This is a genomic window from Mesorhizobium sp. (assembly GCF_004962245.1).
GTDB lineage: Bacteria > Pseudomonadota > Alphaproteobacteria > Rhizobiales > Rhizobiaceae > Mesorhizobium.
On record NZ_SUHQ01000002.1, the window covers coordinates 148,312 to 175,299 of the forward strand.

Below are 26,988 nucleotides of genomic sequence, written 5' to 3' on the forward strand. Positions count from 1 at the left end.
TGTTCGCCAAGGTCGCCGCCAGCCCCTTCTCCCCGTCACTATACGGGGAGAAGTGCCCGGCAGGGCGATGAGGGGCGGCGCCGACTTCGACGACTGCCTCTGACCGTTACTCGGCCGGGACCGGGCTGAGGCTGGGATCGCCCATCGAGCGCGGCCTGGTTTCCTTGCGCGCCGACGCGCGGGCGAGCACGCTCTGCCGGTTGACGGATTTGCGCTCGGCGTCGATGCGGTGGATCAGGATTTCCGCGCGCTCTATTGAACCGAGCAGGGCCAGGATCGTGCCGCGCTCGGCGGCGCCCGCATTCGGTCCGAGTGCCAGCGTGCGGGCGCGCAGTTCCTCGACCTCCGGGAGATTGACATGGCCGGCCGGCATCTGCGGCTCGGAGATGCCGTAGGTCGGCAAGATCTCCCGCAGCGAGACATCGAGCTTGCTCAACGCGACGTCGACGATGGCCTGCGCCGGGCTGCTGAATTTCTCGCGCCGCACCCGGCGCGCCACCTGATGCATCGATTCCGTCAGGGCGGCCGTGAAGTCCGCCTCCTCGATCAGGCTGGCGATCAGATCGAGCTGGTCGTAGGGCAGATCCTCCTTCATCAGATCGGCGGTGTAGGCACGGATATCGCGGCTGAGGATGTCGGTTGCGAGATAGTGCTCGCCCGGATCCGACGGCGCCTTCTTGGACGAGCGTGCGATGTCGAGGAACATGGCGCCGGCCTGGAGGTGGCGGGCCGTCTCCTGCTGAACGGCGGGAACGGCCTTGGCAAAATCGCCGGCCAGCTTGCGGTCGAGGAACCTCGGCGTCGAGAAATCCTCGGCGTCCTCGTCATCCGTGTGACCGACACGCGACAGAACCCGCTCGAACATGCCGATGAACGGGAACAGCAACAACGTGTTGAAGACATTGAAGAAGGTCGAGTAGATGCCGACCGCGACCGGCACCAGGGGAAAGGTTTCCTTGCCGTCGACGATCACCGGAACGGCGGGATCGCCGCCGAAGAACTGCATGACCCACGCAAGGATCTCGATGGAGACGAAGAACAGCGGGATGGTGATGCACACGCCGATGATGTTGAACGAGATGTGCGCGTAGGCGGTCCGCTTGGCGTTCTTCGAAAGATTGAGGGAAGCCATCCACGACGTGATCGTGGTGCCGAGATCGGCGCCAAGCGAGAAGGCGACGGCCGTGGTCCAGTCGAGAATGCCGGCGGCGCCAAGGCCCATCACAATGCCGATCGTCGCCGAGGACGAATGGATCATGGCCGTCACGCCGGCGGCGATGAACACGCATTTGAGAAGGTTGAGGTAGGAATCGGCCGTCAGCGTTTGCAGCAGGGCCATGACTTCGGGCAGGTTGCGAAGCGGACGCAGGCCACCGGTCATCAGGTTGAGGCCATAGAAGATCAGCGCGAAGCCCATGCAGGCGAGCGCTATGTTCTTGACCTTTTCGCTTTTGGCGAAGCAGTAGACCAGCGAGAACACGCCGGCCAGGATCAATCCGAGCGGACCGAGCGGCAGGGCGATGAGCCCGTTGCCGAGCGTGGTGCCGATGTTGGCGCCCATGATCACGCTGATCGCCGGTCTCAAGGCGATGACGCCGGCATTGACCAGGCCGACGACCATGACGCTCATCGCGGTCGACGACTGGATGACGCCCGTGATCAGCGTTCCCGCCAGCACGCCCTTGATCGGCGTTCCCGCGGCTTTGGCGAGAAAGGCGCGCATCCGATTGACCGAAAGCGCCTGGATGCCGTTTGCCATGAAGTCCAGGCCGAGCATGAAGATGCCCAACCCGCCGATCACCGGCACGAGGATGTCCTTGAAGATATCTATGTCCATGTCACGCAGTCCCCAACAAGCCGCCACGGCGGCGCGATATGACGTTTAGTTCCGTCGCTGCGCGAGGCAGCCTGGCTCTTCCGCTCAGTTTCCGACGGGCTCTTGCCTTGCCCAGTACTGTTCGATCTGGTCGACGAGCGTCTTCGGCAGCGGCACATAGCCAAGCGCTGCGGCATCGCCCGCCCCTTGCGCGAAGGCGAGCCGGAAAAGGTCGTGCACCCGGCGATAGCGATGTTCCGAACGGCCCGAGACCTGAACGACCGCGAACACCGCCGTGCTGATCGGATAGGCGGCATCTCCGTCTCGATCGGTCAGGGAGGCGAAGAAATCGGTAGTTTGCGCCCAGTCGATGGACGTCGCGGCAGCCTGCACGCCCTCCGGCTCCGGCTTGACGAACTTGCCGGATTTGTTCTGGATCAGCGCGTAGGAGAGGCTTGCGCGCTGGGCCTGGCCGGATTCGGCATAGGCGATCGCGCCTTTCGTGTCGTGCACGGCTCGAATGAGGTTCTGTGTGCCTTCCGCATCGGCGCCTAGCGGCCACGAGATCAGCGTATTGGCGCCGTATTTGGTCTTCCACTCCTCACTGACCGCCGACAGATACTCGGTGAAGACGAAGGTCGAGCCGGAACCGTCCTTGCGGTGAAGAACGCTGATCCTGAGATCGGGCAGCGTCAGATCCGGATTCGCCGCCTTGATCGCGGGATCGGACCATGACTGGATCTTGCCCAGATAGATGTCGGCCAGAAGCGGCCCCGTCAGGCGAAGGCTGCCCGGGCCAATGCCATCGAGATTGGTGACGACGGCGATGGCGCCCATCACGATCGGAAACTGCTGGCGGCCGGCTTTCCTGAGCTCGTCGGCGTTGATCGGCGCATCCGTCGCGGCAAAATCCATGTCCGGCTGATCGAGACGCAGCACGCCGGCGAGCGAGCCGATAATTTCATAGTCCACCTTCCAATCGGGCGAGACATAGTCGCCGCCATCGGCGCGTGCGTTCTCGTAGGCCGCTGCCCATTTGCCGATGATTGGTGCAGCCAGTGTCGATCCGGCGCCGCGAATGGGCTCAGCCTGTGCAGCGGCCCCGATCAGCACAGCAGCAGCAAGCGTGATGGCGCCGCTCGTTATCTTCGCCCAATTACCCCGCAGTGAAGCAAAGCCGGCTGCAAGCATCATGACGATCCCCCACTACACTGCGCAAACAGGTAGTTATTTTTCAGTCTTGGCAGATATCAACAGTCATCCGTCCGGCGAGCGGACGCCCGCCGGGAGAAAACATCGCTCATCGTATGAACCTTGGTTAACGATTGGATGACAGAGATCTTGCGGGGCGACTCTTTTTATTCGAATCTTTCCAATCGCTGCACTTGCCCTAGAGAATCGTTCGGCAAGCCCGCGCTTCGTGATCAACCTGTGCAGTTCGACGGTCTTGCCAAGGCAAAGCACGCCATCTCAGCGCCGATGAATGGGCGATGTTTCGGGCCTGAGCTGCCCGTCGCCTCTACGCAGCCCCTGCGAAGTCCACGACAGCGTTATTTCGCGTCGTGGAAGATGATGCCCACCGTGTGGCGCATGCCGGAGCGAAGCCGGCTGACGCCGTGCCTGAGGTTGACGCGGTAGCTGCCTTTGGTGCCCTGGACCGGACGATTGTGGACCGCGAAAGCAACCGCATCGCCCTGGCGCAGCGGCACCACCTCGGCCCGGCTCTGCATGCGCGGACGCTGCTCGGTCAGCACGAACTCGCCGCCGGTGAAATCCTTATCCGGCTCGGACAGCAGGATCGCCACCTGCAGCGGGAAGGCAAGATCGCCGTAGAGATCCTGATGCAGGCAGTTGAAGTCACCGGGACCATATTGCAGCAGGAGCGGCGTCGGCCGCGTCTGGCCCTGGTCGTGGCATTGCTTGAGGAACGCGGCGTGTTCGTCCGGATAGCGCTGCGCGATGCCCATGCGCTCGTTCCAGTCGTTGGCGACCGCGGCGAGGCGCGGATAGAGCGCGGTGCGCAGGCCGCCGATCAGCTCGGGCAAGGGATAGCTGAAGTAACGGTACTCGCCCTTGCCGAAGCCATGCCGCGCCATATGGACATGGCTACGGAAATGGCTTTCGTCCGGGTAGAGCGCCGCGATCTGCTTACACTCTTGCGGCGTCAGCAGCTTTTCCATCACGGCGCAGCCATAGCCGCTCATCTCGTCGGCCAATGCCTGCCAATCATAACCGGCGACCCGCGCTTGTGCCGATCGGGCCGCTGCCTTCGAACCTATCGAATGAATGGTCATGGCTCTGCCTCCTGTGGCTTCGTGGGCTCCTGCCATCAGATGGGTGAAACAGCGCGCGCAAACCACCCGTTTCCTGTTGTGCACAAGGCGAAACTGCCGATCTCCCCCCTTGTGGGGGAGATGTCCGGCAGGACAGAGGGGGGTGGGACGCCAACTTTCGATTTCAGCCATTCCAACCTAAACCGGCCTGATCGAGTTGTTGCGATTGGTCGACACGACAGGTCGAAGGGACAGCACCCCCTCTGCCTTGCCAGGCATCTCCCCCGCAAGGGGGGAGATCGGCAGTTTCAACGCCACGTTGCCCTGGATCAGCTTCATCCGCCGCGACGCATCATGGATTTCGGCAAAATCCAGCCCATATCCTGTATAGGGAGCTTTGAGCGTGAGACTCGCGCGTGTGGCCCTGCTTGTCGCGGCTTTTGTTGCCGCCGTGGTCGTTTGTCCTTCTTCCGCACCCGGAGAGGCGAGCGGCCAAGAGAGGATTGCGCTGCGCGTCGAGATAGACGGCGCCATCGGCCCGGCGAGCGCCAGGCAGTTCGAGGAAGCGCTGGCGGTCGCCGCAGAGCGAAACGCCGATGTTCTCATCCTGCAGATGAATACGCCCGGCGGCCTGGCCACCAGCATGCGCGAGATGATCGCCGACATCCTCGCCTCGCCGGTTCCCGTCATCGGCTATGTCGCGCCCGCCGGCGGGCACGCGGCGAGCGCCGGCACCTATATCCTCTACGCGACCCATGTGGCGGCGATGGCGCCCGGCACCAATCTGGGTGCGGCAACGCCCGTCGAGCTTGGCGGACCGCTGCCATCCTTTCCCGACGGCGACGACAAGAACGATGGCACAGGCCCAGAAGCGGGCAAGGACCGGAAGAACGCCGCCGGACCGCCGCCGGCGGGCGATGCGATGACGGCCAAGGTGACGAACGACGCGGTTGCCTTGATCCGCAGCCTGGCTGAACTGCGCGGGCGCAATGCCGATTGGGGTGAAAAGGCCGTGCGCGAGGCGGCCAGCCTGTCGGCCAACGCGGCGCTGCAGGAGCATGTCGTCGACTTCGTCGCCCGCGACACGGCCGAACTGCTTCAACTCGCCGACGGCCGCACGGTCGAGGTGGCCGGCAGGAAAGAGGCGTTGGCGACGAAAGGGCTGCCGGTCGAAACGCTGGAGCCCGGCTGGCTCATCCGGCTTCTCGCCGTCATCACGGACCCGAACATCGCCGTCATCCTGATGCTGATCGGCGTCTACGGCCTCGTCTTCGAGTTCACGAGCCCGGGCGCGGTCGCGCCCGGCGTGATCGGCACGATTTGCCTGCTGCTCGGGCTCTATGCGCTCAATCTCCTGCCGATCAACTATGCCGGCCTTGCCTTGCTGCTGCTTGGCATCATCTTCCTCGTCGTCGAGGTCTTCAACCCCACTGTGGTGCTTGGGCTGGGAGGCGTGGCTGCTTTTATGCTGGGCGCTGCCATGCTGCTCAAGACCGAGGGGCCTGGCTTCGAGATGTCGTGGACCGTCATCGGCATCGCCGCCGCCCTGACGCTTGGCCTGGCGCTGCTGACCGGCAGCTATCTGTGGGCAGCCCGCAAGAACGTTCCGCGTGTCGGCGCACAGGCCATGCAGGGGTTGCCCGCGAAGATCCTCGACTGGGAGGGCGGCGAGGGCCACGTGCTGGCGCGGGGCGAGCGCTGGCGGGCGAAGGCCGACGAACCGCTCGCAGTCGGTGACAGCGTCGAGGTGGCTGACGTCAGAGGTCTCGTGCTGACGATACGGCGCCGCAATGCGGGAGGCGATGGAGCAAGGCAATGATCATCGGTTATGTGGCCTATCTGGTAGCAGCGCTCGTCGTGGTCATGTTCCTGTCCGCGGCCATTCGCATCCTGAGGGAGTATCAGCGCGGCGTGGTCTTCACGCTCGGCCGCTTCACCGGGGTCAAGGGTCCCGGCCTGATCGTCCTCATCCCCTTCGTGCAGCAGATGGTGCGGGTCGATCTGCGGGTGGTGGTCCAGGATGTGCCGCCGCAGGACGTGATCTCGCGCGACAACGTCTCGGTGAAAGTGAACGCGGTGCTGTATTTTCGTATCGTCGACGCCGAGCGGGCGGTCATCCAGGTCGAGGACTTCATGGCAGCGACAAACCAGTTGGCACAGACCACGTTGCGTTCGGTGCTCGGCAAGCATGAGCTCGATGAAATGCTGGCCGAACGTGACAGGCTCAACAGCGATATCCAGGAGATTCTCGATCAGCGGACCGATGCCTGGGGCATCAAGGTCTCCGATGTCGAGATCAAGCATGTCGACCTCAACGAGAACATGGTCCGCGCCATCGCCAAGCAGGCCGAGGCCGAACGGCTGCGGCGCGCGAAGGTGATCAATGCCGACGGCGAACAGCAGGCGGCGGCCAAACTCGTCGAGGCCGGCAAGATGCTGGCCGAGGCCCCGCAGGCCATGCAGTTGCGCTATTTCGAGGCTCTCCACGACATCGCCGGCGAGCGCTCGTCGACGGTCGTGTTTCCGGTGCCGATGGATCTGCTCGGTCATTTCATCAAGCAGGGTGGGGAGAAGTGAATGACGAAAGCGGATGAGAGCGTAATCTCCCCCCTTTCGGAGGGGATTGGCGGCTTCGGCGTCCCGCCAATCCGTCCCAATCAGAACCTGACGTTGAGGTTGGCCTTGGCACCATTGTCGGCGGCGTGGGCGCCGAACTGGCCGGCATAGAAAAGGCCGAGCGTCGCATTGGCCGACATCTGCAGGTCGAAGCCGGCCTCGATGACCGCGCTGTCCCCTGCGACAGGCACGCCGCCGATGGTGAAGGCATCGCCGCCGGCGAAGGCGAAGGTCGCGGTCGGCGTGACGTCGCCGAAGGCATGGCGCCAGCCGAGCGTGCCGCGCGCCGTCGCCTTGATCCCGCCGAACCCCACATCGGCGGAGGCGCGCAGGCCGAACGTGGTGAAGGTGGCGTCGGTATTGCTGCTTTGGCTGGTCAGCGCGGCAACACCACCCTTTTCTGTGAAGCCTTCGGTGTGCACGCTGACATGGGCGAGGTTGGCGAACGGCTCGAACCTGAAGCGGTCGGCATCGACCTTGTAGGCAAGTTCGCCGAAGACCTGCGCGGTGGAAGCGTCGTAATCGGCCGACAGGGCGTCGGCGAAACCATCAAAGGCGACGGAGCGTTTCGTCGAGATGCTGTTCCAGCTGTAGGCGGCGCCGGTGCGGAAGGCGACGGCGCCCCAGTTCGTCCCGCCATAGAGGCCGATATGATAACTGTCGCTGTCGCCGGAGGATTGACGGTCGTCGGCGTCGAAGGACGCATGACTGTAGCCGCCGAGCAGACCGACCCGCCCGTCGCCGACAAGACCGTCGGCGCCGGCCAGCAGGCCGCCCGTCGAGCGGTCGAAGGCGGCGGCATTGCCGTTCGAGTCCGTATCGCCCCATGAGCCGAAGGCCTGGCCCCAGACGGCGAAGCGGTCGGTGTCGGCCGCCGCCATCGCCGACCCGCCCTCGCCATAGGCCATGACCGGCAATGCGGCTGCGCCGGCATCGCCGAACGCGGCGCTGATCCGGTTGGTGGCGGCGTCGCGGATGAAGCGGCTGTCCTCGAGCAGCATCCCCTTGGCCGAGGCATGGATCTCGCCGGAGATCGCATCGAAAGCCGTCTGGGCTTCGGATGCCGTGCCAAGAGCGAAGATCGCATCGTAGAGCGCATTGCCGGTGCCCAGGCTGTCTGCTCCGCCGGCCGCGGCAATCTGGTTCGGCGTCATCGCCACGCTGGCGAAGCTTGTCTTGGCCAGGTCGAGATAGACATTGTTCGCGTCATAGGTCAGCGTCGGCGCAATGAAGACCGAGCCGCCTTCAAGACTGGCGCTGTCGAAGGTGCCCGTGACACCGCCTGCCGCCGTGACGATCGTATAGGTCGTGCCGAGCGCATAATCCGGATAGGCGATGACATCGACCGTGCCGCCACTGAGCGTCACCGTACCGGTGGCGCTGATCAGATCGGATGTACCGCCGCTTTCGACTTCAACAGCATAAGTCGAGCCCGCCAGGAAGGTCGTGTCGCTGACATTGATCGTGCCGATCGAATTACCCGGCGCAAAAGTCCCACCCGAAGCAATGATCACATTGCCTGCCGTGCCCGATCCGCCAAGCAGGCCGCCGGTGACATTGATCGCGCCGCCGAGCGAGCCGTTGACATAGAGGCCGCCGCCGAAAACATTCGTCGTCCCGGTGAAGCCGGAGGAATTGCCGGTCATGTTGGTGTTGCCGGCGATCTGGTTGATGGTCCCCAGCCCGCTGATGCCAGACGCAAAACCGTAATTCGTTTCGATGTGGTTGAAGTTGAGCGTGCCGCTGCCGAGGCCGAACTGGATAGCCGCCGCAGTAACCGTTCCGGCTGCCGTGGCCGCCGAACCAGAAGCGCCGCCAATGTTGAGCGTGCCGATGGAGTCCGCATTGGCGGCCAGCACCACACTGCCAGCCGAAACCGCGCCACCGTTCGAAATCGTCAGTATGGCGGTGCCGTAATAGCCGACGTAAAGGTCCGAGCTGTTGGTCCAGATCGAGCCCGCGCCATCGACCGTTATCGTGCCTGTCGACCCTGCATTGTATCCCACAATTCCGAAGGCGTTGCTCACAGTGCCGGCGTTCGAGACCGTCAGCACGCCGGCGCCGCCATAGCCGACGAACAAGTCCGAGCTGTTGGTCCACGAGCTCGCGCCGGTAACCGTCGCCGTGCTGGTCAAGCCTGCCCCGACACCCACATAGCCATTGGTGTTGCTGACCATACCCGCGTTAGAAACGATCATCGTGCCTGTACCGCCATAGCCGACGAACAAGTCCGAGCTGTTGGCCCAGACCGAACCAGGACCATCGACCTCAACGGTGCCAGCGGAGTCGCCATTATAACCCACATAGCCCTGGGTGTTGCTGACCGCACCGCCGTTCGAAATGGTCAGCGCACCCGTACCGTAGGCGCCGACGATCAGGCTGGACGCGTTGGTCCAGGTTGAACCGGCTCCATCGACTATCGCCGTGCCGGTCGAATCTGAATACGTGCCCACAATGCCTTGGTCATTGCTGACGGCGCCGCCGTTCAAGATCGTCAGCGTGCCGGCTCCGCCTTGACCGACATAAAGGCTGGAACTGTTGGCCCAAGTCGAGCCAATGCCGGCGATAGTCACCGTGCCGGTAGAGCCGGCATTGTTTCCGATGATCCCCTCGACGTTGCTGACCGAACCGCCGTTCAAGACCATCAGCGTGCCGGTGCCGTAATCGCCGACATACAGGTCCGAACTGTTGGTCCAGGTCGAGCCCGCGCCGGTGACCGTCGCTGTGCCGGTCGAGCCTTTATCGTAGCCAACGTAGCCCAAGGCATTGCTGACCGCGCCGCCGTTCGAGACCATCAGCGTACCCGAGCTCTGATCGCCGACGAACAGGTCGGAACTGTTTGTCCAGTTCGAGCCGGCACCATCCACCGTCACCGCGCCGGTGGCGCCGCCGTAGCCGACACCCAGATGGCCACCCGTGCTGGCAACCGTCGCGCCGTTTGAGACCACCAGCACGCCATCGCCGCCATTGACGCCGAGCGACAGGGCAAGGCTGGAGATCCAGGCGGATCCGGCGCCGGTGACGTTCACCGTGCCGGCGCCGCCCCAGCCGATATAGCTGGACGTGTTGGTAAGCGTTCCACCGTTCGAAATCGTCAGGATGCCCGGCCCGCCGTCGCCTAGAAACACGTTGTGGGCCAGAGCATTGGCGCCGTTCACCACCGTGGCATTGGGAGAGACCGTAGCGATGGAAACATCGTCGCTCGATGTCGGGACGGCGCCAGTGTCCCAGTTTCCAGTCGTAAACCAGTCGCCGGATGTCGCGCCGGTCCATTCGTCCGCCGCAACGGGAGCGGGCAAGGCGACAACGCCGAGACCGGCCGAGCCAAGCATCAGCGCGAGCAAACTGACGCTGGCCATGTGCCGAGGATTGCGCGAGGGGTTGAGGTAACGCGTCGGCGCGGTCGGCGTCAGCAACGGATGTTTCAGTCCGGTCGCCTTGCGGCTTCCAAATGTATTCTGCGGCATTCAGTCCCCTGACATGACAGTCGTTTCGCCCTGACGCTGACATGTCATCGGAGCCAGGCGTTGTCTTGGGCAGGGCCGCACTGGAATTGGACTGGAGAGAAGTGCCGTGCTTTTTCCGCGCACTGTGGTGATTTGGCACTCAGCGCGGCGGGCGATTGCGATGCCGAAAAGCCTGGTCTGAGTGTCCAGCTTCTATCGCGCGCTCGTTGGCGTATAGCCGAAGCGACGACGAAAGCAGCGATTGAAGTACGACACGTCGCTGAATCCGCTTGCCATGGCAATTTCGCTAACCCGCATGCCATCGTTGTCTCTCTGCGACAACATCTTATGTGCTCCCTGCAAGCGCAGCTCGAGGACGCGCCCGGCAAAACCGGCCCCCGTTTCCTGAAGAAGATCATGGACATAGCGGGCCGACAGGCCGAGCTCCCTTGCGACACCTTGCGCGGAGACGTCAGGGTCGGCAAAGTTGCCTGTGATTTTCGCCAACACGGCCTGCAACCTGGCTGCACGCAGACCGCGCAAGCCGGCCAATTCGGCAGCCTCGCCTTTCGCGCCTGTCACCAGACCGATCAAATCGACGATCGTTGCCGTCGCGTGTGTTATGAGATCGGGTGAGATGAGAGGGCCGCCGGTCTCAAGAAGTTGACAGTAGCGTTTGAGAAGATCGAGAGCTTCGTTTTCGGCGCCGATCTTCAACGCCAGCCTGTCGTCGATCTGCGGGAAGGCCTGTGCAAGGACAGCGCGCGGGACCACCACGTTGGTCCACACATTCCTGTCGGCGCCGGTCATTTTCAGCGCTTCCGATGCTGTGACCAGAACCGCCTCTCCCTGACCGACACTGTATTCGCGGCCGGCTTGCGTCCCGCTCAGCAGGGTGTCGGCTTTGTTGATCAGCAGGAGATAACCATCGTTGCCATCCTCAGTGATATTGCTCGTCTTCCTCGTGGCCTGCCGGATCGTTCCGGACATCTGACCGAGAACCAGTTCTCCCACAGCCGTGGCTTCGATCGCGGCTTCGAAAGGCAGGTTTGCAGCTATGCCATACTCGACCGACCATATCTGCGCGACATGGATGTCTTGCCAGAGGGAGAATCGCTCGCGTTCGCTAAGATGCGATGGCAATTGAGCCGATGAAAACACCGTCTTTCGCGACAATGCGACACCCCGATAAAACACCAGCAGTTTAAAAAATGTCGAACGCAGTGCTTTCCATCCCAGGAATAACCAGCGACACTGATCGCTTGCGTTCAACTGATTGAATCAAACCCTTAATCGAGCTCAGCCACGCGTGGCGTCACCCAAAAGTGTGACGCCGCGAAATCCTCCGACGCGAGATCGGGGCATGCAAGGAACAGGAGGCGTGGTGGAGAGGCTGAGCAGCGAAGCATTGAGTTCGATTATCGGTGATATCTACGACTGCGTTTTGAATCCGGAAGGCTGGGCTGATGTAATGGTCCGGATCACCAGGGCTGTCGACGCGGCCTATACCACCATCGCGCTTGCCAGCACCGCCGACAATCATGGCCGGTTCGCGGCTCAATCGCCCTGGGATCCCGTACAGATGCGCGCGCTCCAGGAGGACTATGACTTTGATGGGATTCCAGGACTGAAGGCAGCCGTCATTGGCGACATAGACACGCCCGTTGCGACGCTGTCGCACATGAGCGAAGCCGAACTCCAGCAGACGCCATTTTTTCAGAATTGGGCCAAACCGCAGGGATTGCGCGAGGCTTGCATCACCAAATTCGTCCACACATCAGACCGGATCGGGCTCATGGGCTGCACCACGCATGCCAGCAGAGGGATCATATCAGCTGAAGAGCAGCGTTTCCTGGCATTGCTGTCGCCGCATCTGCGCCGTGCCTCCCTGATTGGAGATCTGCTCGATCAGACCCGCGTCACCGCCAGACTTTATCGCGAGGCGCTCGACCACCTCGCTGCGCCTGTTGTTCTTACGGGCGCCAGCGGGGCAATCCTGCATGCGAATGCGGCTGCCGATCAGATGTTCTCCATGCAAGGACCTATTCTTTCCAGGAACGGCCTGCTCCACGCGCAGAACCCCGCCGTAAACCGCGCTCTGCTGGAAGCAATCGCCCATGCGGCGGGCGCCGATGCTTCGCTTGGCTCCCGCGGCATCGGGCTGCCCATTTCAGCCGCCGGTCAACCGCCCGCCGTCGCCTATGTGTTGCCGTTGACCGAAGGAACCGCGCGCGCCGCCTTCCGACCCGCGCGCGCTGCCGTCTTCGTGTCGACCACGACGTCCTCTTCCCCGCTCCCGGAGGCCGTTCTCACAACGCTATTCGACCTCACTCCCGCAGAGGCGCGCGTCCTCCTGCGGATCGGTGGCGGATTGACTGCGTCCAAGAGCGCGTTGTCGCTCGGTATCGGTGAAAACACCTTGAAGACCCACCTCAACCGTATCTTCGCCAAAACCGGCACCAGGCGCCAAGCCGATCTCGTTAAACTCATTTCGGACATAGGCCCGCCCCTCGTGCCGGCCGGATCGCGCTGAGGCCGGCTCCTCCTAATCAGCTCCTCCAGCGTAATTGGCAGGTCGCGCATCCTTGTGCCGGTAATCCGCGACCAGCCGACTGAGGCCGAACAGCCACACCGGCCGGGAAAGTGCCGCGGCGCGCTCCAGGACAATTCGGGTGCGGTCCTGCCCAAGACGCGGCCGGCGGACAATGCAACACCGCAGTCTCGACAACACCTGGATCTCCGCGGAGCATTTCCGCGGCGGGGAACGCAACACCTTTTGGGGCAGCAACAAACGATGAAAACGACCCTTCTCGCTACAGCCTTCATTCTCGCGCCTCTCGGCATGGCGTCCGCGGCAGACATCAATGAGGCCTTGCCTGTCGACGCCTTCAGCTGGTCCGGCCTCTATGCGGGCGTTCACGTCAGCTACGTGGCCGGAAACTCCGATCTTTTCATCGACGGCGGCTTCGGCGGTGGGGGTACCGACCTTACCAGTTCCATGGATCCGGACGGTTTTATTGGCGGCATCCATGTCGGCTTCAATCAAGAAATGGCGAACCGCTTCGTGCTAGGTGCCGAGGCCGACATTTCGTACAATGACGCAGATGGACTGACGACCTTTTCCAGCGGTTTGCTTAAGAGCGAAATCAAGTGGTCGGGTTCGGCGCGGCTGCGGGCCGGCTATGCTTTCGATCGGACTTTGCCTTACATCACTGCAGGCGTGGCCGCGGCCAAGTATGAAGCGACTTTGATCACCGGCACCCCCACCGGAGACATACTGATCCACGACGAAACCCATATTGGCTGGACGGTTGGAGCGGGCGTTGAGCACGCCTTCACCGACAAGTGGATCGCTCGGGTAGAGTATCGTTACTCCGACTTTGGCAGCCAGGATCTCTCGATAGCAGATGGTGTCAACACGGTGGCGGACGTCGATCTCCAGACCCACGATATCCGGGTCGGCCTTAGCTACAAGTTCTGATCTGCCGGATCGAACAAAACCCCGGAGCTCGCGCGCCGGGGTTTTGGCAAACTTGCTTTTGTGCCGTCGTGGTGAGCGCGTGGCTTAACGCTGGTGATCGGCGAAAGCGGCGACGAAAGCAATCTCCCTCCTTGTGGCAGCTTCGCCGTCTCGCTCTAAATCAGCTTCTCCAGCGTGATCGGCAGATCCCTCACCCGTTTGCCGGTGGCGTGGAACACCGCGTTGGCGATCGCCGGCGCCACGCCGACGATGCCCAACTCGCCCACGCCCTTGCCGCCGAGCACCGAGGAATGCAAATCGGGGATGCCGACCGAGATCACCTCGATGTCGGGGATGTCGGCATTGGTCGCGATGAGATAGTCGGCCAGATTGTTGTTGACGATGCGGCCGTGGCGGCGGTCGACGATGCCTTCCTCGAGCAGCGCCTGGCCGATGCCCATGATGATGCCGCCCTTCCACTGGCTTTCGGCAAGCTTGGGATTGTAGAGCCGGCCCGAATCCAGCGCCGACACCACGCGTGACACGCGCACCGTGCCGAAATCCTCGTCGACGCGCACCTCGATGAAATGCGCGCACCAGCTGTGGCGGGAATAGTCGCCCTCGGTGTGCGACAGCGCCGTAGCGATGGTCGTGTAATTCTTGTAGCGGTCGTCAGCCGTCGAATTGGCCGGCATTGTATCGCCCATCGCCTCGATCTGCTCGCGTCCGACGCTGCCGAGCAGCTCGGCGATCGAGACCTCAGGGCCGTCGCCGCGCGGCGACCTTATGTGGCCGTTGGCGACGACCAGCGTGTTGGCCTGCAGCGCATGGAACGGCGAATTTGGATCGCTGATCGCCAGCCCGACCAACTGGTCGAGCGCCGCACTTGCCGCCTTGTGCACGGCGCCGGTCATCACACCGGCCAGCCGCGACCCGCCGGTGACGCCGGCGCGGGGATAGCGGGAGTCACCCAGCTTCACCACGACGTTTTCCGCCGGCACGCCCACCACTTCGGCGGCGGTCTGCGCCAGGATCGTGTAGGTGCCCTGCCCCATGTCGATCGACGAGCTTTCGACCTCGACCGAACCGTCGGCGAGGATGCGCACCATCGCCTCCCCATAGGCGCGCCGCACCGGATAGGTGCCGGCGGCAACGCCCCAGCCGATCAGCTGGTTGCCGTCGCGCATCGAGCGCGGCTGTGGGTTGCGTTTCGACCAGCCAAAGGCTTCGGCACCGGCAGCGAAGGCCTCGCGCAGCTGCCGTGTCGACCACGGCTTTTTCGCTTCCGGATCCTGTTCGGCGTAGTTCCTGAGCCGGATTTCCAGCGGATCGATGCCGGCCTCGTAAGCCAGTTCGTCGATGGCGCTTTCGATGCCAAAGGCGCTCGGGTTCTCGCCCGGCGCGCGTAACGCGCCCGGCACCACCGTGTTCACCCGCACGACATTCTGCCGCGACGAGAAATTCGGTGTCGCATACATGATCGAGGTGACCGAACCGAGCGGCTCGACCCACATGCCGTCGACCGAAGTCTCGTTGACGCCACGGTGCACGATCGACTGGATCCGTCCCTCGGCGTCGGCACCGAGCGCCACCGTCTGGCGCGTCGCCGCCCGTCCGCCATAGGCGGTGAAGGTCTGCGGCCTTGTGACCGCGAGCTTCACCGGCCGGCCAAGCATTTTCGCGGCAATCGCCGCCACCGCGCTATAGCCATATGCGAACGCCTTGGAGCCGAAGCCGCCGCCGATATAGGGCGAGACCAGGCGCACATTCTCGAACGGCACGCCGAACCACTCGGCATAGGTCCGTGCCATGCCGTCGAGCCATTGGCTGGGCTCCCACACCGTCAGTCGGTCGCCCTGCCACTGCGCGATCAGGCCATGCGGTTCCATCGGCGTCTGGTATTCGCGCGGCGTGTTGTAGGCGGCGCAGATCCGCACCGGCGCCGAGGCGAACGCCGCTTGCGCGTCGCCCCATTCCTTGGTCATCGTATCGATCGGGATGCCGTCACCGGCCTTTGGATCGTCGAGGTCGACAATGGCCGGCGTCTCGTCATAGCTGACTTTGACCAATGCCGCGGCCGCAACCGCCTGCTCGAAACGCTCGGCCACCACCGCCGCGACATGCTGGCCGCTGAAGGTGATGTCGCGCGCCAGCGGGCAATAGGGCGCATCCGGCGGCGGCGTGCCCAGCCAGTCCGTCGCGGTGTTGAGGCGCAACACATTGTCGGGCGTCAGCACCAGAAGCACGCCCGGTGCGCTTTCAGCGGCGGCGGTGTCGATCGAACGCACCCGGCCCGCCGCAATCGTGCTCTCGACGAGCACGGCGTGGCTAAGCCCGTCGAGCTGCTGCTCGACCGCGTATTTTGCGGCACCGGTGATCTTGGCCGGGCCGTCGACGCGCGATAGCCGCCCGCCCACGGATTCCGCGAGGACGGCGCCGTCCGACGCGTCGCCCCTTTTCGAATCACCATGCCGGGTTCTGGTTTCATGAACGGTCATGCCGTTTCTCCCACTTTGAGGATGGCGCGGGCGACGACGCGCGGCGCCAGTTCGATTTTGTAGTGGTTGGCGCCGTGGTCGGCGGCGCCCTCGATGGCGAGCAGGCTGGCGCGCCTGACGGCGTCCGGCTCCAGCACCTTGCCCTTCAGCGCGTCTTCCACCGCGCGAGCGCGCCACGGCCTGGTGGCGACGCCGCCAAGCGCCACTCGCAAATCCCTGATCGTCCTTCCGTCGGCCTCGAATTCGATGCCGACGGCGGCACTCGCGGCGGCAAACTCATAGGATTGCCGGTCGCGAACCTTCAGATAGGTCGAGCGCCGGGCGGCGGCGGAAGCAGGAATGCTGATCGCGGTGATCACCTCGCCCGGTCCAATCGCGTGTTCCCTGTCGGGCGTGGCGCCCGGCAGGAGAAAAAAGTCATCGACCGCGACCTGACGGTCGCCGAGATGAACAATGGCGTCGAAGGCGACCAGCGCCGTCGCGAGATCGCCCGGATAGGTGGCGATGCAGGCCTCGCTGGTGCCGAGCACGGCATGCCCGCGGGTGACGCCGCCAATCGCCGAACAGCCGCTGCCGGGCGAGCGCTTGTTGCAGGCGGGAAAGTTCGCCGGATCGCGGAAATACGGGCAGCGCGTGCGCTGCATAAGATTGCCACCGAAGGTCGCCATGTTGCGGAGCTGCGCCGAGGCCGCCTGCCAAAGCGCTTCCGAGACGGCGGGGAACCGGCTCTTGATGTCAGCATGGTCGGCGACGCTGCTCATCCTTGCCAGCGCGCCGATCATGGCGCCCCGGTCATCGACCGCGATCGTATCCAGTCCCCTGAGATGGGTGATGTCGACCACGGTTTCAGGCTCGGTGACGCCGCATTTGGCGAGATCGATGAGCGTGGTGCCGCCGGCCAGCAGCATGGCGCCGGGCAGCGCCGCCGCCTGGCGTGCCGCATCGATGGAATTGGCGCGCAGATACGAAAAATCCCTCATGACGCAACCTCCAGTGCCGCCTGGCGCACGGCGGCGACGATGTGGGGATAGGCGCCGCAGCGGCAGAGATTGCCGGCCATGTATTCGCGGATTTCGTCATCCGAGCCGGCACGGCCCTCGCGGATGCAGGCGACCGCCGACATGATCTGGCCCGGCGTGCAGTAGCCGCACTGAAAGGCATCCTGTTCGAGGAAGGCGGCCTGCACCGCGTGCAGCGTGCCGTCGCTCTCGGCAAGCCCTTCGATGGTGGTGACCGCCCTGCCCTCGGCCTGGGCGGCGAGCGTCAGGCAGGCCAGCACGCGCTGGCCGTCGACATGCACGGTGCAGGCGCCGCATTGGCCCTGATCGCAGCCCTTCTTGGTGCCGGTCAGGCCGAGATGATCGCGCAAGGCGTCGAGCAGCGTGACGCGCGGCTCGACCTCCAGTTCATGGCGATGTCCGTTGATGGTGAGATGGATGGGGGTTTTGCTTGTCATGGGGCGTCTGGCTCCAGTTGCTTGACGCGGAGGGGGAATGATCTGATGCCCGGCCGGCGAGCGGCAAGGTCATCTTATGGCTAGGTGTCGATGAAGGCTGATCTCCCCCCTTGAGGGGGAGATGGCCGCGAAGCGGCCAGAGGGGGGCGCCTGGCATAGAGCGCCAACCTCCATTTGCCGCAGGAGGTCGCGCCCGGTCGAACCGACCCCCTCTGTCGCCTTCGGCGACATCTCCCCCTCGAGGGGGGAGATCACGCTCTCGGCGGCTTGCAAGCTCTCAACACGTGACATACCGGTTCCCCTGATTACATGATAAAGGTGCTCCACTAAATCGGAGGCGCCTCCGTTTATTACGTGGGGGCTGACCCGCCCGGGTTCAAGCCCCGTATTCACAGTGGAGAAAAAATTGGTTTCGCAGCGCTTTGAGGCGAATCCGCGCTGCGCGCGCGTCGTTAAACGGAATCGACAACGCCGAAATCAGCCGCACATTCGACACCTGAACGTCGGCTGAGCCGAATTCGTTCGGCAATTTCACTGTGGCTGGAAATCCTCGTCGGCTGCCGGTTTGAAACCGCCCGACCTTTTGCGGCCTCAAGAAACAGCATCAGAATAGCGGTTCCCGCCTGCCTGAACAAAAGCTAACGGAAAAATTAAGCATTGATGGCACTGTGACCAATCTGCGCGATGAACCAGTCTGCCCGAATGAAGGTCAGGCAAAGGCTGGATGCTGGCCTATCGAGAAGAAAGGATTGCTGCATGTCATCCTTGCTCAACACAGGACTTTTGCCGCTTAGGCGCAGTCTGATCATGCTGGCGGTTTTGGTGCTTGGCATTCTGCCGGCGAGGGCGTTGGAGCCCGCTGATCTCCCGGAGCCGCCGGACACGGTGGCCTTCAATGTTCAGAAGAACGGCAAGTCGGTTCCAGTTACCTTGCGAGATTTGGAAAAGCTCGGTCTCTACAGGGTCACCACCCCAAGTCCATATGAAAAGGGGCAGCTTACATTTGAAGGCGTTCTGTTCCGCGATGTGCTCAAGCTCGTTGGATTGGAGGGCGAGGATTCCGTGACTCTGCGGGCGGTGGACGAATACGTTCAGATAATTCCGCGCGAAGATTGGACGGAAGGTCCTCTCCTGCTTGCCACCCGCCAGAACGGAAAATTGCTGACCCGGCGCACGCAGGGTCCTACCCGGCTGGTCTACCCGCTCAATGACCACCCGGCCTTCGATACGCCAGTCCACAAACCACGATGGGTCTGGCTGATCGAGACGCTCGAGCCCGGCGGCTAATCGGGATCCGGCGTGGCTCGCATGGTACGGTTTGGACCGAAAGGCTGGCGCGTTCCGCTCACCTACGGGACCGCCATTGCGGCTGCGGTAGCCTGTTCGGCCGTGTTGATCACCGTATTGTTTCTTAGCCTCAGCAAGATCGAAACGTCGCTGCCTCGGTTCGGCTTCTTCGCCATCCGCGAGTTCCACATTGCGATACGCGATGTAACCCACCTCAGGGACATGACTTCGCTCGCCCAGGCCGCACCCGGGTCTGCAGACAGCCTTGCGCAGTTATCGGCGGCGAACGACTTGGTCTACATTCGTTTCAAGCGGATCGACGGCACCGGGACAACGAGCGAAATTCCCGCCTACGCAAGTATCGTGCCGCGTGTCGTCGATGCGGTGACGCGGCTTGATGCCATGATTGCGGGCGGGCTGCCTCTCGACGAAAAGAGCCTGAAGGAAATGGGGCTGGAACTCGAACATCTCGTAGAGAGGATGAACGACGAATATTACAAATATGGAGACGAGATCAACGTAGATCTCTATTCGACAGAAAAAAGCCTGAAGAGATTCAATTACCAGATTGCGTTCGCCCTGGCGGTCTTGTCGCTGCTGGCTATCGGAACTGCCGTATTGCTTATCGGTCGCCGGGAAACGATAAAGAAACTGGAATTTCTGGCCTGGCGCGACGCCACGACGGAATTGAAGAATCGGGCCTGGATGTCAGCCAACAGGGACTTGATGCTGGACCGGGCAAGGCTGGCCGGCAAGCAACTCCGGCTTTTCCTGATAGATCTGGATCATTTCAAGAGCGTGAACGATACGTTCGGTCATCACATCGGTGATCTGCTGCTGAAAGCCGTGGCCGAAGTCCTGCAATCGGTCGAACGGCCCAACGAAGTGGTCGCTGTCCGGTTGGGCGGAGACGAGTTTGCCATCATGGCGATCGGGGATCGGCACACGGCAGCGGATGCTCTGGGAGATCGGCTTCGGGAGCAATTGAACCGGTTTGCCGAACTCGAAGGCCATCACGTGCGCATGGGAGCCAGTATCGGCATGGCATGTTTTCCCGAGCATGGTTCGGATATCTCCACCCTGTTGCGCAACGCAGACAGCGCCCTTTATGTAGCCAAGGCGGAAGGACGCTCTGGCTTCGTCACGTTTTCGCCTGCAATTCTCAATCAGTTCGACATGCAGCTTGGCGAGGAAGCTGGCATCAAGCGGGCGCTCAACTGCGACGAGTTCTTCCTGGTTTGGCAACCGCAATTCGAGCTGGCGACCGGCCGCATGACCGGCGCCGAGGCGCTTGTGCGTTGGCGCGATCCCGCTGCGGCAGCGATTCGTTTGCCGGTGTCGTTCATTCCAACTGCGGAACGAAGCGACCTGATACTGGAAATCGACAAGGTTGTGTTGAGCAAGGCTTGCCTGCAGGCAGCTCGATGGATGCCTGTTTGCGCCGATGATTTTGTTTGCTCGGTCAATCTTTCGGGCAAAAGCCTTCAAAACGATGCATACTTCGCCCACCTGCTTTTGGTGTTGCAGCAGACAGGATTGCCGCCGTCGCGCCTGCAACTGGAAATAACGGAAGGGGTCTTTATCCAGAACAGCCGGAACGCCTTAAACGCCCTGGCGGAAATTCGAAATATCGGGGTCGGCCTGGCACTCGACGATTTCGGATCCGGCTATTCAAGTTTCGGCTACCTTGCCGATTTCAACCTGGATCAGTTGAAGATCGACCAATCGTTCTTGAGCGGTCTGGAATCGTCGAAGAAGAAACAGAACATTGTTCGAGGCATCATCGCGCTGGCCAATTCCCTCGGTTTGACCGTTGTGGCGGAGGGTGTGGAAAACGAAACGCAGCTTGATTTTCTGATCGCCGAGCGATGTCACAGCGCTCAGGGGTTTTTCATGTCGCAGCCCATCGAAGAAACTTTGCTGACGGACCACCTGATGGCAAGGCAAGGCCGGATGAAGGATACGGACAAGTTCAGGCTGAGCCTTTCTGCCTAGCCGGTGTCTGGCCATCTGCCATGGCATCTTGTCAATCTGCATTGGCAGTCGGCCGCGGCCGGGGGCCGGCTTGCGGGCTCGAAGGACATGACATACTCGATCCCGAGACTATATTAACTGGGCCCGCCGGACCCTCCCCTGCCCGGTTCAAGCCCGGAATGATATTGGAGAAAAAATTGGCCGCACAGCCGCCCGCCCCGCTTGGAGACAAGGCCGAAGCAAAGCCGCTGCGCGCCGATGCGCAGCGCAACCGCGACGCGCTGGTCGAGGTCGCGGCGGTGGCCTTTGCGACCCGTGGTGTCGATGCCTCGCTGGAGGAGATCGCGCGCCAGGCCGGCGTCGGCATCGGCACGCTCTACCGGCATTTTCCGACGCGAGAGCATCTGGTCGAGGTGGTCTACCGGCGCGAAGTTGAGGCGCTGTGCCACGCCGCCGACGAGCTCGCCCTGCATCATCCGCCCGACGTCGCGCTCGAACAATGGATGCAGCGCTTCGTCGACTACATCGCCACCAAGCGCGGCCTGGCCACGAGCCTGCGCATCCTGCTCACGACGAATTCCACCCTGTTCTCCGACGTTTCGGGCCGGGTGACACTGGCCTTGCGGCGGCTGATCGAAGCGGCGGTGGCCGACGGCTCGATCCGCGGCGACGTCGACAGTTCCGATGTGCTGCACGCGCTGGGCGGCATCTATTCGGCGCCCGACACCGAGGACTGGCGCGACCGCTCGCGCCGGCTGGTCTCGCTCTTGATGGACGGGTTGCGGTTTGGGGCTGGCAAGGGCGCGAAGGGTGCGGGTGATCGCAGCGGGCAGCAGCCACCGCTCCGCTAAGCAGGCCACCGAAAGCGCGATAGAGCGAACTTCGTTTCATGCTGTCTCCGAGTGCTGACGCCCTACGAAGACATAGGTGTTGGAGCGGAATGGTATTAATCTGCGCGATCTGGGGTTTTCAGGGGCGCAGCAAAAGAATGGATTTCAGCGCAGGCCATGGCTATTTCCTCATCGGCGGCCTCATCCTGGTCGGTGCCGGGCTTCTGATCGTTTCGCTGATCGTCAATGTTCGCGTGGCACACAGTGTGCGCCACGACATACGCCATCGTGAAAAGCTGCTGGAATATTATCGCAACATCTTTTCCCAGCTCGGCGTGATCCTGATCGGAATTGGCGTTTCTCTGTTCATCTTCTTTTTTCAGCAGAATTATCAGGACCAGCGCAAACGCGAAACGGAGCTCCAGCTGGTTCTCGCCAAACTGGCGGCGCGCATTGCTCGCGGCGCCGCCGTCGTCGAATCCCTTGGCGAATTCGATGCGCTGCTGGATGATGGCGGACCTTACATCAGTCCGGAACTCGGTGGAACGAACGCCGCGATCAGCGCCCACGGGGCGGAACTCGGCAAGCAGGTCGCCGAGATCCTTTTGGTTGAGCGCGACGTTGAGGTTCAGGCGTTCGAGATCCTGAACCTGTCGCGCGACTTCGAAGCATCGTTCGTCGTCAACGAACTCGATCCCACGCTGTGGTTCAACATCGTCCGGGATGAGAGCGAGATCAAATATGCCACAACTCAGCTCGCCCTCGACTACAAGGACTTGCAGGACGCGATCGGCGGAGAGTCGATCGAGGTTGCGATCGCAAATCCTGAAAAGGAGCGAAAGATCAAGCAGGAGGCGCTCGATATCTTTTATGATGCTGACCTCTTGCGCCAACGCAGCAGAAGACTTCTCGGCCGTGCGTGCTGGCTTTTCAGCAAGGGGCGCAGCTTCGTCAACCTTGGACCGGTCGATGAGATCGAAGCCGATGCCAGGTCGCACCAGGAGTGGATCGATCGGTCGAAACGCTTCCTGACACAATTGACGTCGGGAAGCGGCGATTGCTTCAAATTGCTCCAGTTCACCCCGGCACCCTGAGCTGAGCCCAGTGTCTTGAATTGAGAAACGAGCCGGCGGCACGGTAGAGGGCGGGGTTTCGGTGTCGCGAAATTCCCGATTAAAACGACAGTTCTGCACCCGACTTCTGCGACGGATAACACGGGCGCACGCCAGTTCAGGTAGGTTTGGGACTCGATTTTGCGGCGCCCTGGCCTAATCGCCGCTGGTGCAGAACGGGATAGCCATTCCGGTCCGAGGCCCTATAACAGGCCGACAGGATTGTGATGATCAAGGGGAGACGATGCGCTACATACGTCCGCTTTCAATAGAAGATGCCGTTGGCCAGTTGGCCGGAGCGGCCGGCCCGGCCGCCATCCTCGCCGGAGGCAGCGACCTCCTGGTGAGGATGAAGGGCGGCTTTGTCGAACCCGAGCTGATCATCGACATCAAGGCGATCGAGGGCTTGAGTGAAATCCGGGAAACGGCGGACGGCTTCAGCATCGGTGCTGCGGTCCCCTGCGCCGCCTTGGGAGAGAACGCGGCCCTGAACAAGGCATGGCCCGGCGTCGTCGAGGCGGCCAAGCTGATCGGCTCGAAGCAGGTGCAGGGTCGCTGCACCATAACAGGCAATCTCTGCAATGCCTCGCCGGCCGCCGACAGCGTGCCGGCGCTGGTGGCCGCCGGCGCCAGGGCATTGATTGCCGGGCCAAGCGGCAAGCGCACGGTTCCCGTGGAGGCCGTGCCGACCGGACCGGGCAAGACCTCGCTCGCCAAGGGCGAGATCATCGAGGCCATCCTGCTCGACAGGCGCGCGCCGCGCTCCGGCGATGCCTATCTGCGTTTCATTCCACGCACGGAGATGGACATCGCCGTGGTCAGCGCCGGGGTGAACCTGACGCTCGATGAGCACGGCGTCGTCAAGTCGGCCCGCGTGGCGCTGGGCGCCGTGGCCGCGACGGTGCTGCTGGTCGAGGAGGCAGCCGAGGCCCTTATCGGCAGGAAGCTGGACGAAGCAGCGCTGGAGCGGCTCGCCAAGGTCTGCGCGGGGGCCTGCCGCCCCATCGACGACAAGCGGGGCACCGTCGAATTCAGAAGGAAAGTTGCGGGTGTGCTGGCCAGGCGGGCAGCCACGACCGCCTATGCACGTGCAGGAGGCAAATGATGGCTGGTGTAGCAGTCTCAACGACAATCAACGGCGACAATTTCGAGTATCTTTGCCAACCGGACGAGACGCTGCTCGACGTGCTGCGCGACCGCCTCGGGCTGACCGGCGCCAAGGAAGGCTGCGGCACCGGCGACTGCGGCGCCTGCAGCATCATCCTCGACGACCGGCTGGTGTGCTCGTGCCTGGTGCTGGGTGCTGAGGCTGAAGGCCGGCGCGTCGAGACCATCGAGGGCATGGCGCATGGCGACACGCTGCATCCGCTGCAGCAGAAGTTCCTCGAGCACGCGGCACTGCAATGCGGCATCTGCACGCCGGGCTTCCTGATCGCGGCGAAGGACCTTCTGGCCAAGAACCCCGACCCGACCGAGGAGGAAATCCGTTTCGGCCTCGCCGGGAACCTCTGCCGCTGCACCGGCTACGACAAGATCGTGCGCGCCGTCCAGGACGCGGCAAACGTGATGAAGGGAGCCTGACGATGAATTTCGATCCACGTTTCGCGGGGCGCAATTTCACCTCGGTCGGCACGCGCCCCATCCGTCCCGACGGCGTCGACAAGGTGACGGGCCGCGCGCGCTACGGCGCGGACTTCAACATGGCCGGCCAGCTGGTCGGGCGTGTTCTGAGAAGCCCGCACGCGCACGCCACGATCAGGAAGATCGACACGTCGAAGGCGGAGAAGCTCGCCGGCGTGAAGGCGGTGATCACCGCCGCCGACCTGCCCGACCTCACCGACGGCGATGCCGCCATGTACGACATCCTCGACAACTGCATGGCGCGCAAGAAGGCGCTCTATGACGGCCATGCGGTGGCCGCGGTCGCAGCGGTCGACGCCCGCACCGCAAGGCAGGCGCTGAAACTCATCGAAGTCGACTACGAAGTGCTGCCGCATGTGACCGATGTCGACGAGGCGATGAAGCACTCGGCGCCCGTGCTCAACGACGCTATCTTCACCGAAGGCCTCGAGGAAAAGCCGGCCAAGCCGTCCAACGTCGCCAAGCGCACCCAGTACGGCCATGGCGACGTTCATCAGGGTTTTGGGCAGGCCGATTTCGTCGTCGAACGCTCCTTCAAGACCGAGCAGACGCATCAGGGCTATATCGAGCCGCATGCCTGCGTGGCGAATGTCAGCTCCGACGGCACCGCCGACCTCTGGGTCTGCACCCAGGGCCATTTCGTCTACCGCCAGCACTGCGCCCAACTGCTTGGCATGGAAGCTTCCAAGCTGCGCGTCACCTCGTCGGAGATCGGCGGCGGTTTCGGCGGCAAGACCCATGTCTGGGCCGAGCCGGTGGCGCTCGCCCTGTCGCGCAAGGCCGGCCGGCCGGTCAAGCTGGTCATGACGCGCGACGAGGTGTTCCGCGCCTCGGGGCCGACCAGCGCCACCTCGATCGACGTCAGGATCGGCGCCCGCAAGGACGGCACGATCACTGCGGCCGAGGCGACGCTGCGCTATTCCTGCGGCCCCTATGCCGGCATGTGGGCCGAGCTCGGCGCCATGACCGCGTTTGCCTGCTACAGACTGGAGAACGTCAAGACGGTCGGCTACGAAGTGCTGGTCAACCGGCCGAAGACGGCGGCCTATCGCGCGCCCTCGGCGCCGATGGCGGCGTTCGCGGTGGAAAGTGCTGTCGACGAGTTGGCCAAGGAGGTCGGCATGGACCCGGTCGAGTTCCGCATCAGGAACGCCGCCCGGGAAGGCACCAGATCGTCCTACGGCCCGGTATACGGCCCGATCGGCATCGGCCCGACGCTTGAGGCGGCGAAGAACCATCCGCACATGAAGGCCCCCCTGGGCAAGAACCAGGGCCGCGGCATGGCTTGCGGCTTCTGGTTCAACTTCGGCGGCCAGACCTGCACCGACCTCAACATCGGCATGGACGGCTCGGTCTCGCTTGCCGTCGGGACGGTCGATGTGGGTGGTTCCCGCGCGTCGCTGTCGCTGGTGGCGGCGGAGGAACTCGGCATCGCCTATGAGCATGTCAAGGCGGTGGTCGCCGACACCTCCAGCCTCGGCTACAACGACATGACCGACGGCAGCCGCGGCACCTTCTCGTCCTCGATGGCAACGATCTCGGCCGCCCGCAACGCCATCAAGATCCTCAGGGAACGCGCCGCGCAGACCTGGGACATCCCGGTCGAGGACGTGGTCTGGGAAAAGGGCCACGCGATTGCCAAGGGCGAGAAGTACGGCAACCTTGCGGCGCTGTCCCTCAAGGAGATCGCGGCCAAATCGGGCACGACCGGCGGGCCGATCGCCGGCCACAGCGAGCTCGTCGCCGACGGCGCCGGCGTCTCCTTCGCCACCCATATCTGCGATATCGAGGTCGATCCCGAGACCGGCGCCACCAGGGTGCTGCGCTACACGGTCGTGCAGGACGCCGGCAAGGCGGTGCACCCGACCTATGTCGAGGGCCAGTACCAGGGCGGTGCCGCGCAAGGCATCGGCTGGGCGCTCAACGAGGAGTATATCTACGGCAAGGACGGGCGGCTGCAAAACCCCGGCTTCCTCGACTACCGCATCCCGGTCTGCTCGGACCTGCCGATGATTGACACGCAGATCCTCGAGATCCCCAACCCCAACCATCCCTACGGGGTGCGTGGCGTCGGCGAGACCTCGATCGTGCCGCCGCTGGCGGCGATCGCCAATGCGGTGTCGAACGCCGCGGGCGTACGCATGACGCATATCCCGATGTCACCGCCGCGGATTCTCGCGGCGATCGAGGCTGAACGGGGAGACTGATGGTCGAAGTGACGCTCTGGGGATCGCTTGGCGCGCTCGCCGGAGGCAAGAGCAAGGTCGAGATCGAGGCCAAGGACATCAGGGAGCTGTTCAGGAAACTGGCTGAGCAGTATCCCGGGATGGAGCCGTGGATTGATCGGGGGATTGCGGTGGCGATCGACGGGACGATTTATCGCGATACGTGGTCGAAGGAACTGCCACAGGGGGCGGAGATTTTTCTGCTGCCGAGATTGGCTGGGGGGTGAGTGGGGGCGAGGACGCGCGGTATATAGAATGGCAGCTTTGCGCCTAATCTCGGCCGTAGAGATCAGCTTCGCCGCGTCCTGAAAGCAGACATCGCAAGCGAGGACTCCGGAGGTCGCGGTTGCGCCA

General features: G+C 63.2%; 20 protein-coding genes. 12 read left to right on the top strand and 8 right to left on the bottom strand.

Annotation, left to right across the window (positions count from 1 at the left end):
- Positions 1–106: 106 nt before the first annotated feature.
- The 3 genes from E5X88_RS02680 to E5X88_RS02690 form a co-directional block, all read right to left on the bottom strand.
- The gene (locus tag E5X88_RS02680; RefSeq protein ID WP_292157983.1) at positions 107–1,837 is read right to left on the bottom strand and encodes a Na/Pi symporter; all 1,731 of its coding nucleotides are present in this window, start codon (positions 1,835–1,837) and stop codon (positions 107–109) included.
- 84 nt (positions 1,838–1,921) lie between these two features.
- A complete protein-coding gene (pstS, locus tag E5X88_RS02685; RefSeq protein WP_292157985.1) occupies positions 1,922–3,010 on the bottom strand; it encodes a phosphate ABC transporter substrate-binding protein PstS in 1,089 nt (362 codons plus the stop codon).
- 356 nt (positions 3,011–3,366) lie between these two features.
- Positions 3,367–4,110, bottom strand: a complete 744-nt coding sequence (locus tag E5X88_RS02690) for a 2OG-Fe(II) oxygenase (RefSeq protein WP_292157987.1) — start codon at positions 4,108–4,110, stop codon at positions 3,367–3,369.
- Between the two features lie 382 nt (positions 4,111–4,492).
- Here E5X88_RS02690 and E5X88_RS02695 point away from each other — a divergent pair, with 382 nt between their 5' ends.
- Both E5X88_RS02695 and E5X88_RS02700 read left to right on the top strand, forming a co-directional pair.
- Positions 4,493–5,908, top strand: coding sequence for a nodulation protein NfeD (locus E5X88_RS02695; RefSeq protein ID WP_292157989.1), 1,416 nt, complete (start codon positions 4,493–4,495; stop codon positions 5,906–5,908).
- A complete protein-coding gene (locus E5X88_RS02700; RefSeq protein WP_292157991.1) occupies positions 5,905–6,666 on the top strand; it encodes a slipin family protein in 762 nt (253 codons plus the stop codon). The genes E5X88_RS02695 and E5X88_RS02700 overlap by 4 nt, the downstream gene beginning before the upstream one ends.
- An 80-nt stretch (positions 6,667–6,746) precedes the next feature.
- Here the strand turns inward: E5X88_RS02700 and E5X88_RS02705 are convergent, their stop codons facing one another.
- Together E5X88_RS02705 and E5X88_RS02710 are read right to left on the bottom strand one after the other, a co-directional pair.
- Entirely contained in the window at positions 6,747–10,172 is a 3,426-nt protein-coding gene (locus E5X88_RS02705; protein ID WP_292157993.1) for an autotransporter domain-containing protein, read from the bottom strand.
- Positions 10,173–10,364: 192 nt separating this feature from the next.
- Positions 10,365–11,423, bottom strand: a complete 1,059-nt coding sequence (locus tag E5X88_RS02710; protein WP_292157995.1) for an AraC family transcriptional regulator — start codon at positions 11,421–11,423, stop codon at positions 10,365–10,367.
- A 109-nt stretch (positions 11,424–11,532) separates the two neighbouring features.
- Here E5X88_RS02710 and E5X88_RS02715 point away from each other — a divergent pair, with 109 nt between their 5' ends.
- Together E5X88_RS02715 and E5X88_RS02720 are read left to right on the top strand one after the other, a co-directional pair.
- The gene (locus E5X88_RS02715; protein WP_292157997.1) at positions 11,533–12,684 is read left to right on the top strand and encodes a LuxR family transcriptional regulator; all 1,152 of its coding nucleotides are present in this window, start codon (positions 11,533–11,535) and stop codon (positions 12,682–12,684) included.
- Between the two features lie 261 nt (positions 12,685–12,945).
- A complete protein-coding gene (locus E5X88_RS02720; protein ID WP_292157998.1) occupies positions 12,946–13,632 on the top strand; it encodes an outer membrane protein in 687 nt (228 codons plus the stop codon).
- Between the two features lie 155 nt (positions 13,633–13,787).
- Here the strand turns inward: E5X88_RS02720 and E5X88_RS02725 are convergent, their stop codons facing one another.
- The 3 genes from E5X88_RS02725 to E5X88_RS02735 are packed head-to-tail and all read right to left on the bottom strand — an operon-like array spanning position 13,788 to position 17,565.
- Positions 13,788–16,109 (bottom strand): xanthine dehydrogenase family protein molybdopterin-binding subunit, encoded by a 2,322-nt coding sequence (locus E5X88_RS02725; protein ID WP_292157999.1) that lies wholly within the window; start codon positions 16,107–16,109, stop codon positions 13,788–13,790.
- Complete coding sequence (locus E5X88_RS02730) at positions 16,106–17,089, bottom strand: xanthine dehydrogenase family protein subunit M (protein ID WP_292158001.1); 984 nt, start codon at positions 17,087–17,089, stop codon at positions 16,106–16,108. Before E5X88_RS02730 ends, E5X88_RS02725 begins: the two co-directional genes overlap by 4 nt.
- The gene (locus E5X88_RS02735) at positions 17,086–17,565 is read right to left on the bottom strand and encodes a (2Fe-2S)-binding protein (protein ID WP_292158003.1); all 480 of its coding nucleotides are present in this window, start codon (positions 17,563–17,565) and stop codon (positions 17,086–17,088) included. The genes E5X88_RS02730 and E5X88_RS02735 overlap by 4 nt, the downstream gene beginning before the upstream one ends.
- A 756-nt stretch (positions 17,566–18,321) precedes the next feature.
- On the opposite strand from E5X88_RS02735, the gene E5X88_RS02740 reads away from it, so the two are divergent.
- From E5X88_RS02740 to E5X88_RS02775, 8 genes are all read left to right on the top strand, one after another.
- Positions 18,322–18,852: a molybdopterin-dependent oxidoreductase gene (locus E5X88_RS02740; RefSeq protein WP_292158005.1), complete on the top strand. Its 531-nt coding sequence runs from the start codon at positions 18,322–18,324 to the stop codon at positions 18,850–18,852.
- A gap of 21 nt (positions 18,853–18,873) precedes the next feature.
- Positions 18,874–20,847 (top strand): bifunctional diguanylate cyclase/phosphodiesterase, encoded by a 1,974-nt coding sequence (locus E5X88_RS02745; protein WP_292158322.1) that lies wholly within the window; start codon positions 18,874–18,876, stop codon positions 20,845–20,847.
- Between the two features lie 176 nt (positions 20,848–21,023).
- The gene (locus E5X88_RS02750; protein WP_292158007.1) at positions 21,024–21,677 is read left to right on the top strand and encodes a TetR family transcriptional regulator; all 654 of its coding nucleotides are present in this window, start codon (positions 21,024–21,026) and stop codon (positions 21,675–21,677) included.
- 137 nt (positions 21,678–21,814) lie between these two features.
- On the top strand, positions 21,815–22,750 hold the full coding sequence (locus tag E5X88_RS02755; protein ID WP_292158009.1) for a hypothetical protein: 936 nt from the start codon (positions 21,815–21,817) through the stop codon (positions 22,748–22,750).
- Between the two features lie 262 nt (positions 22,751–23,012).
- On the top strand, positions 23,013–23,873 hold the full coding sequence (locus E5X88_RS02760) for a xanthine dehydrogenase family protein subunit M (protein ID WP_292158011.1): 861 nt from the start codon (positions 23,013–23,015) through the stop codon (positions 23,871–23,873).
- Positions 23,873–24,349: a (2Fe-2S)-binding protein gene (locus E5X88_RS02765; RefSeq protein ID WP_292158013.1), complete on the top strand. Its 477-nt coding sequence runs from the start codon at positions 23,873–23,875 to the stop codon at positions 24,347–24,349. The genes E5X88_RS02760 and E5X88_RS02765 overlap by 1 nt, the downstream gene beginning before the upstream one ends.
- A gap of 2 nt (positions 24,350–24,351) precedes the next feature.
- A complete protein-coding gene (locus tag E5X88_RS02770; RefSeq protein ID WP_292158014.1) occupies positions 24,352–26,616 on the top strand; it encodes a xanthine dehydrogenase family protein molybdopterin-binding subunit in 2,265 nt (754 codons plus the stop codon).
- On the top strand, positions 26,616–26,861 hold the full coding sequence (locus tag E5X88_RS02775) for a MoaD/ThiS family protein (protein ID WP_292158015.1): 246 nt from the start codon (positions 26,616–26,618) through the stop codon (positions 26,859–26,861). The genes E5X88_RS02770 and E5X88_RS02775 overlap by 1 nt, the downstream gene beginning before the upstream one ends.
- Positions 26,862–26,988 lie beyond the last annotated feature (127 nt).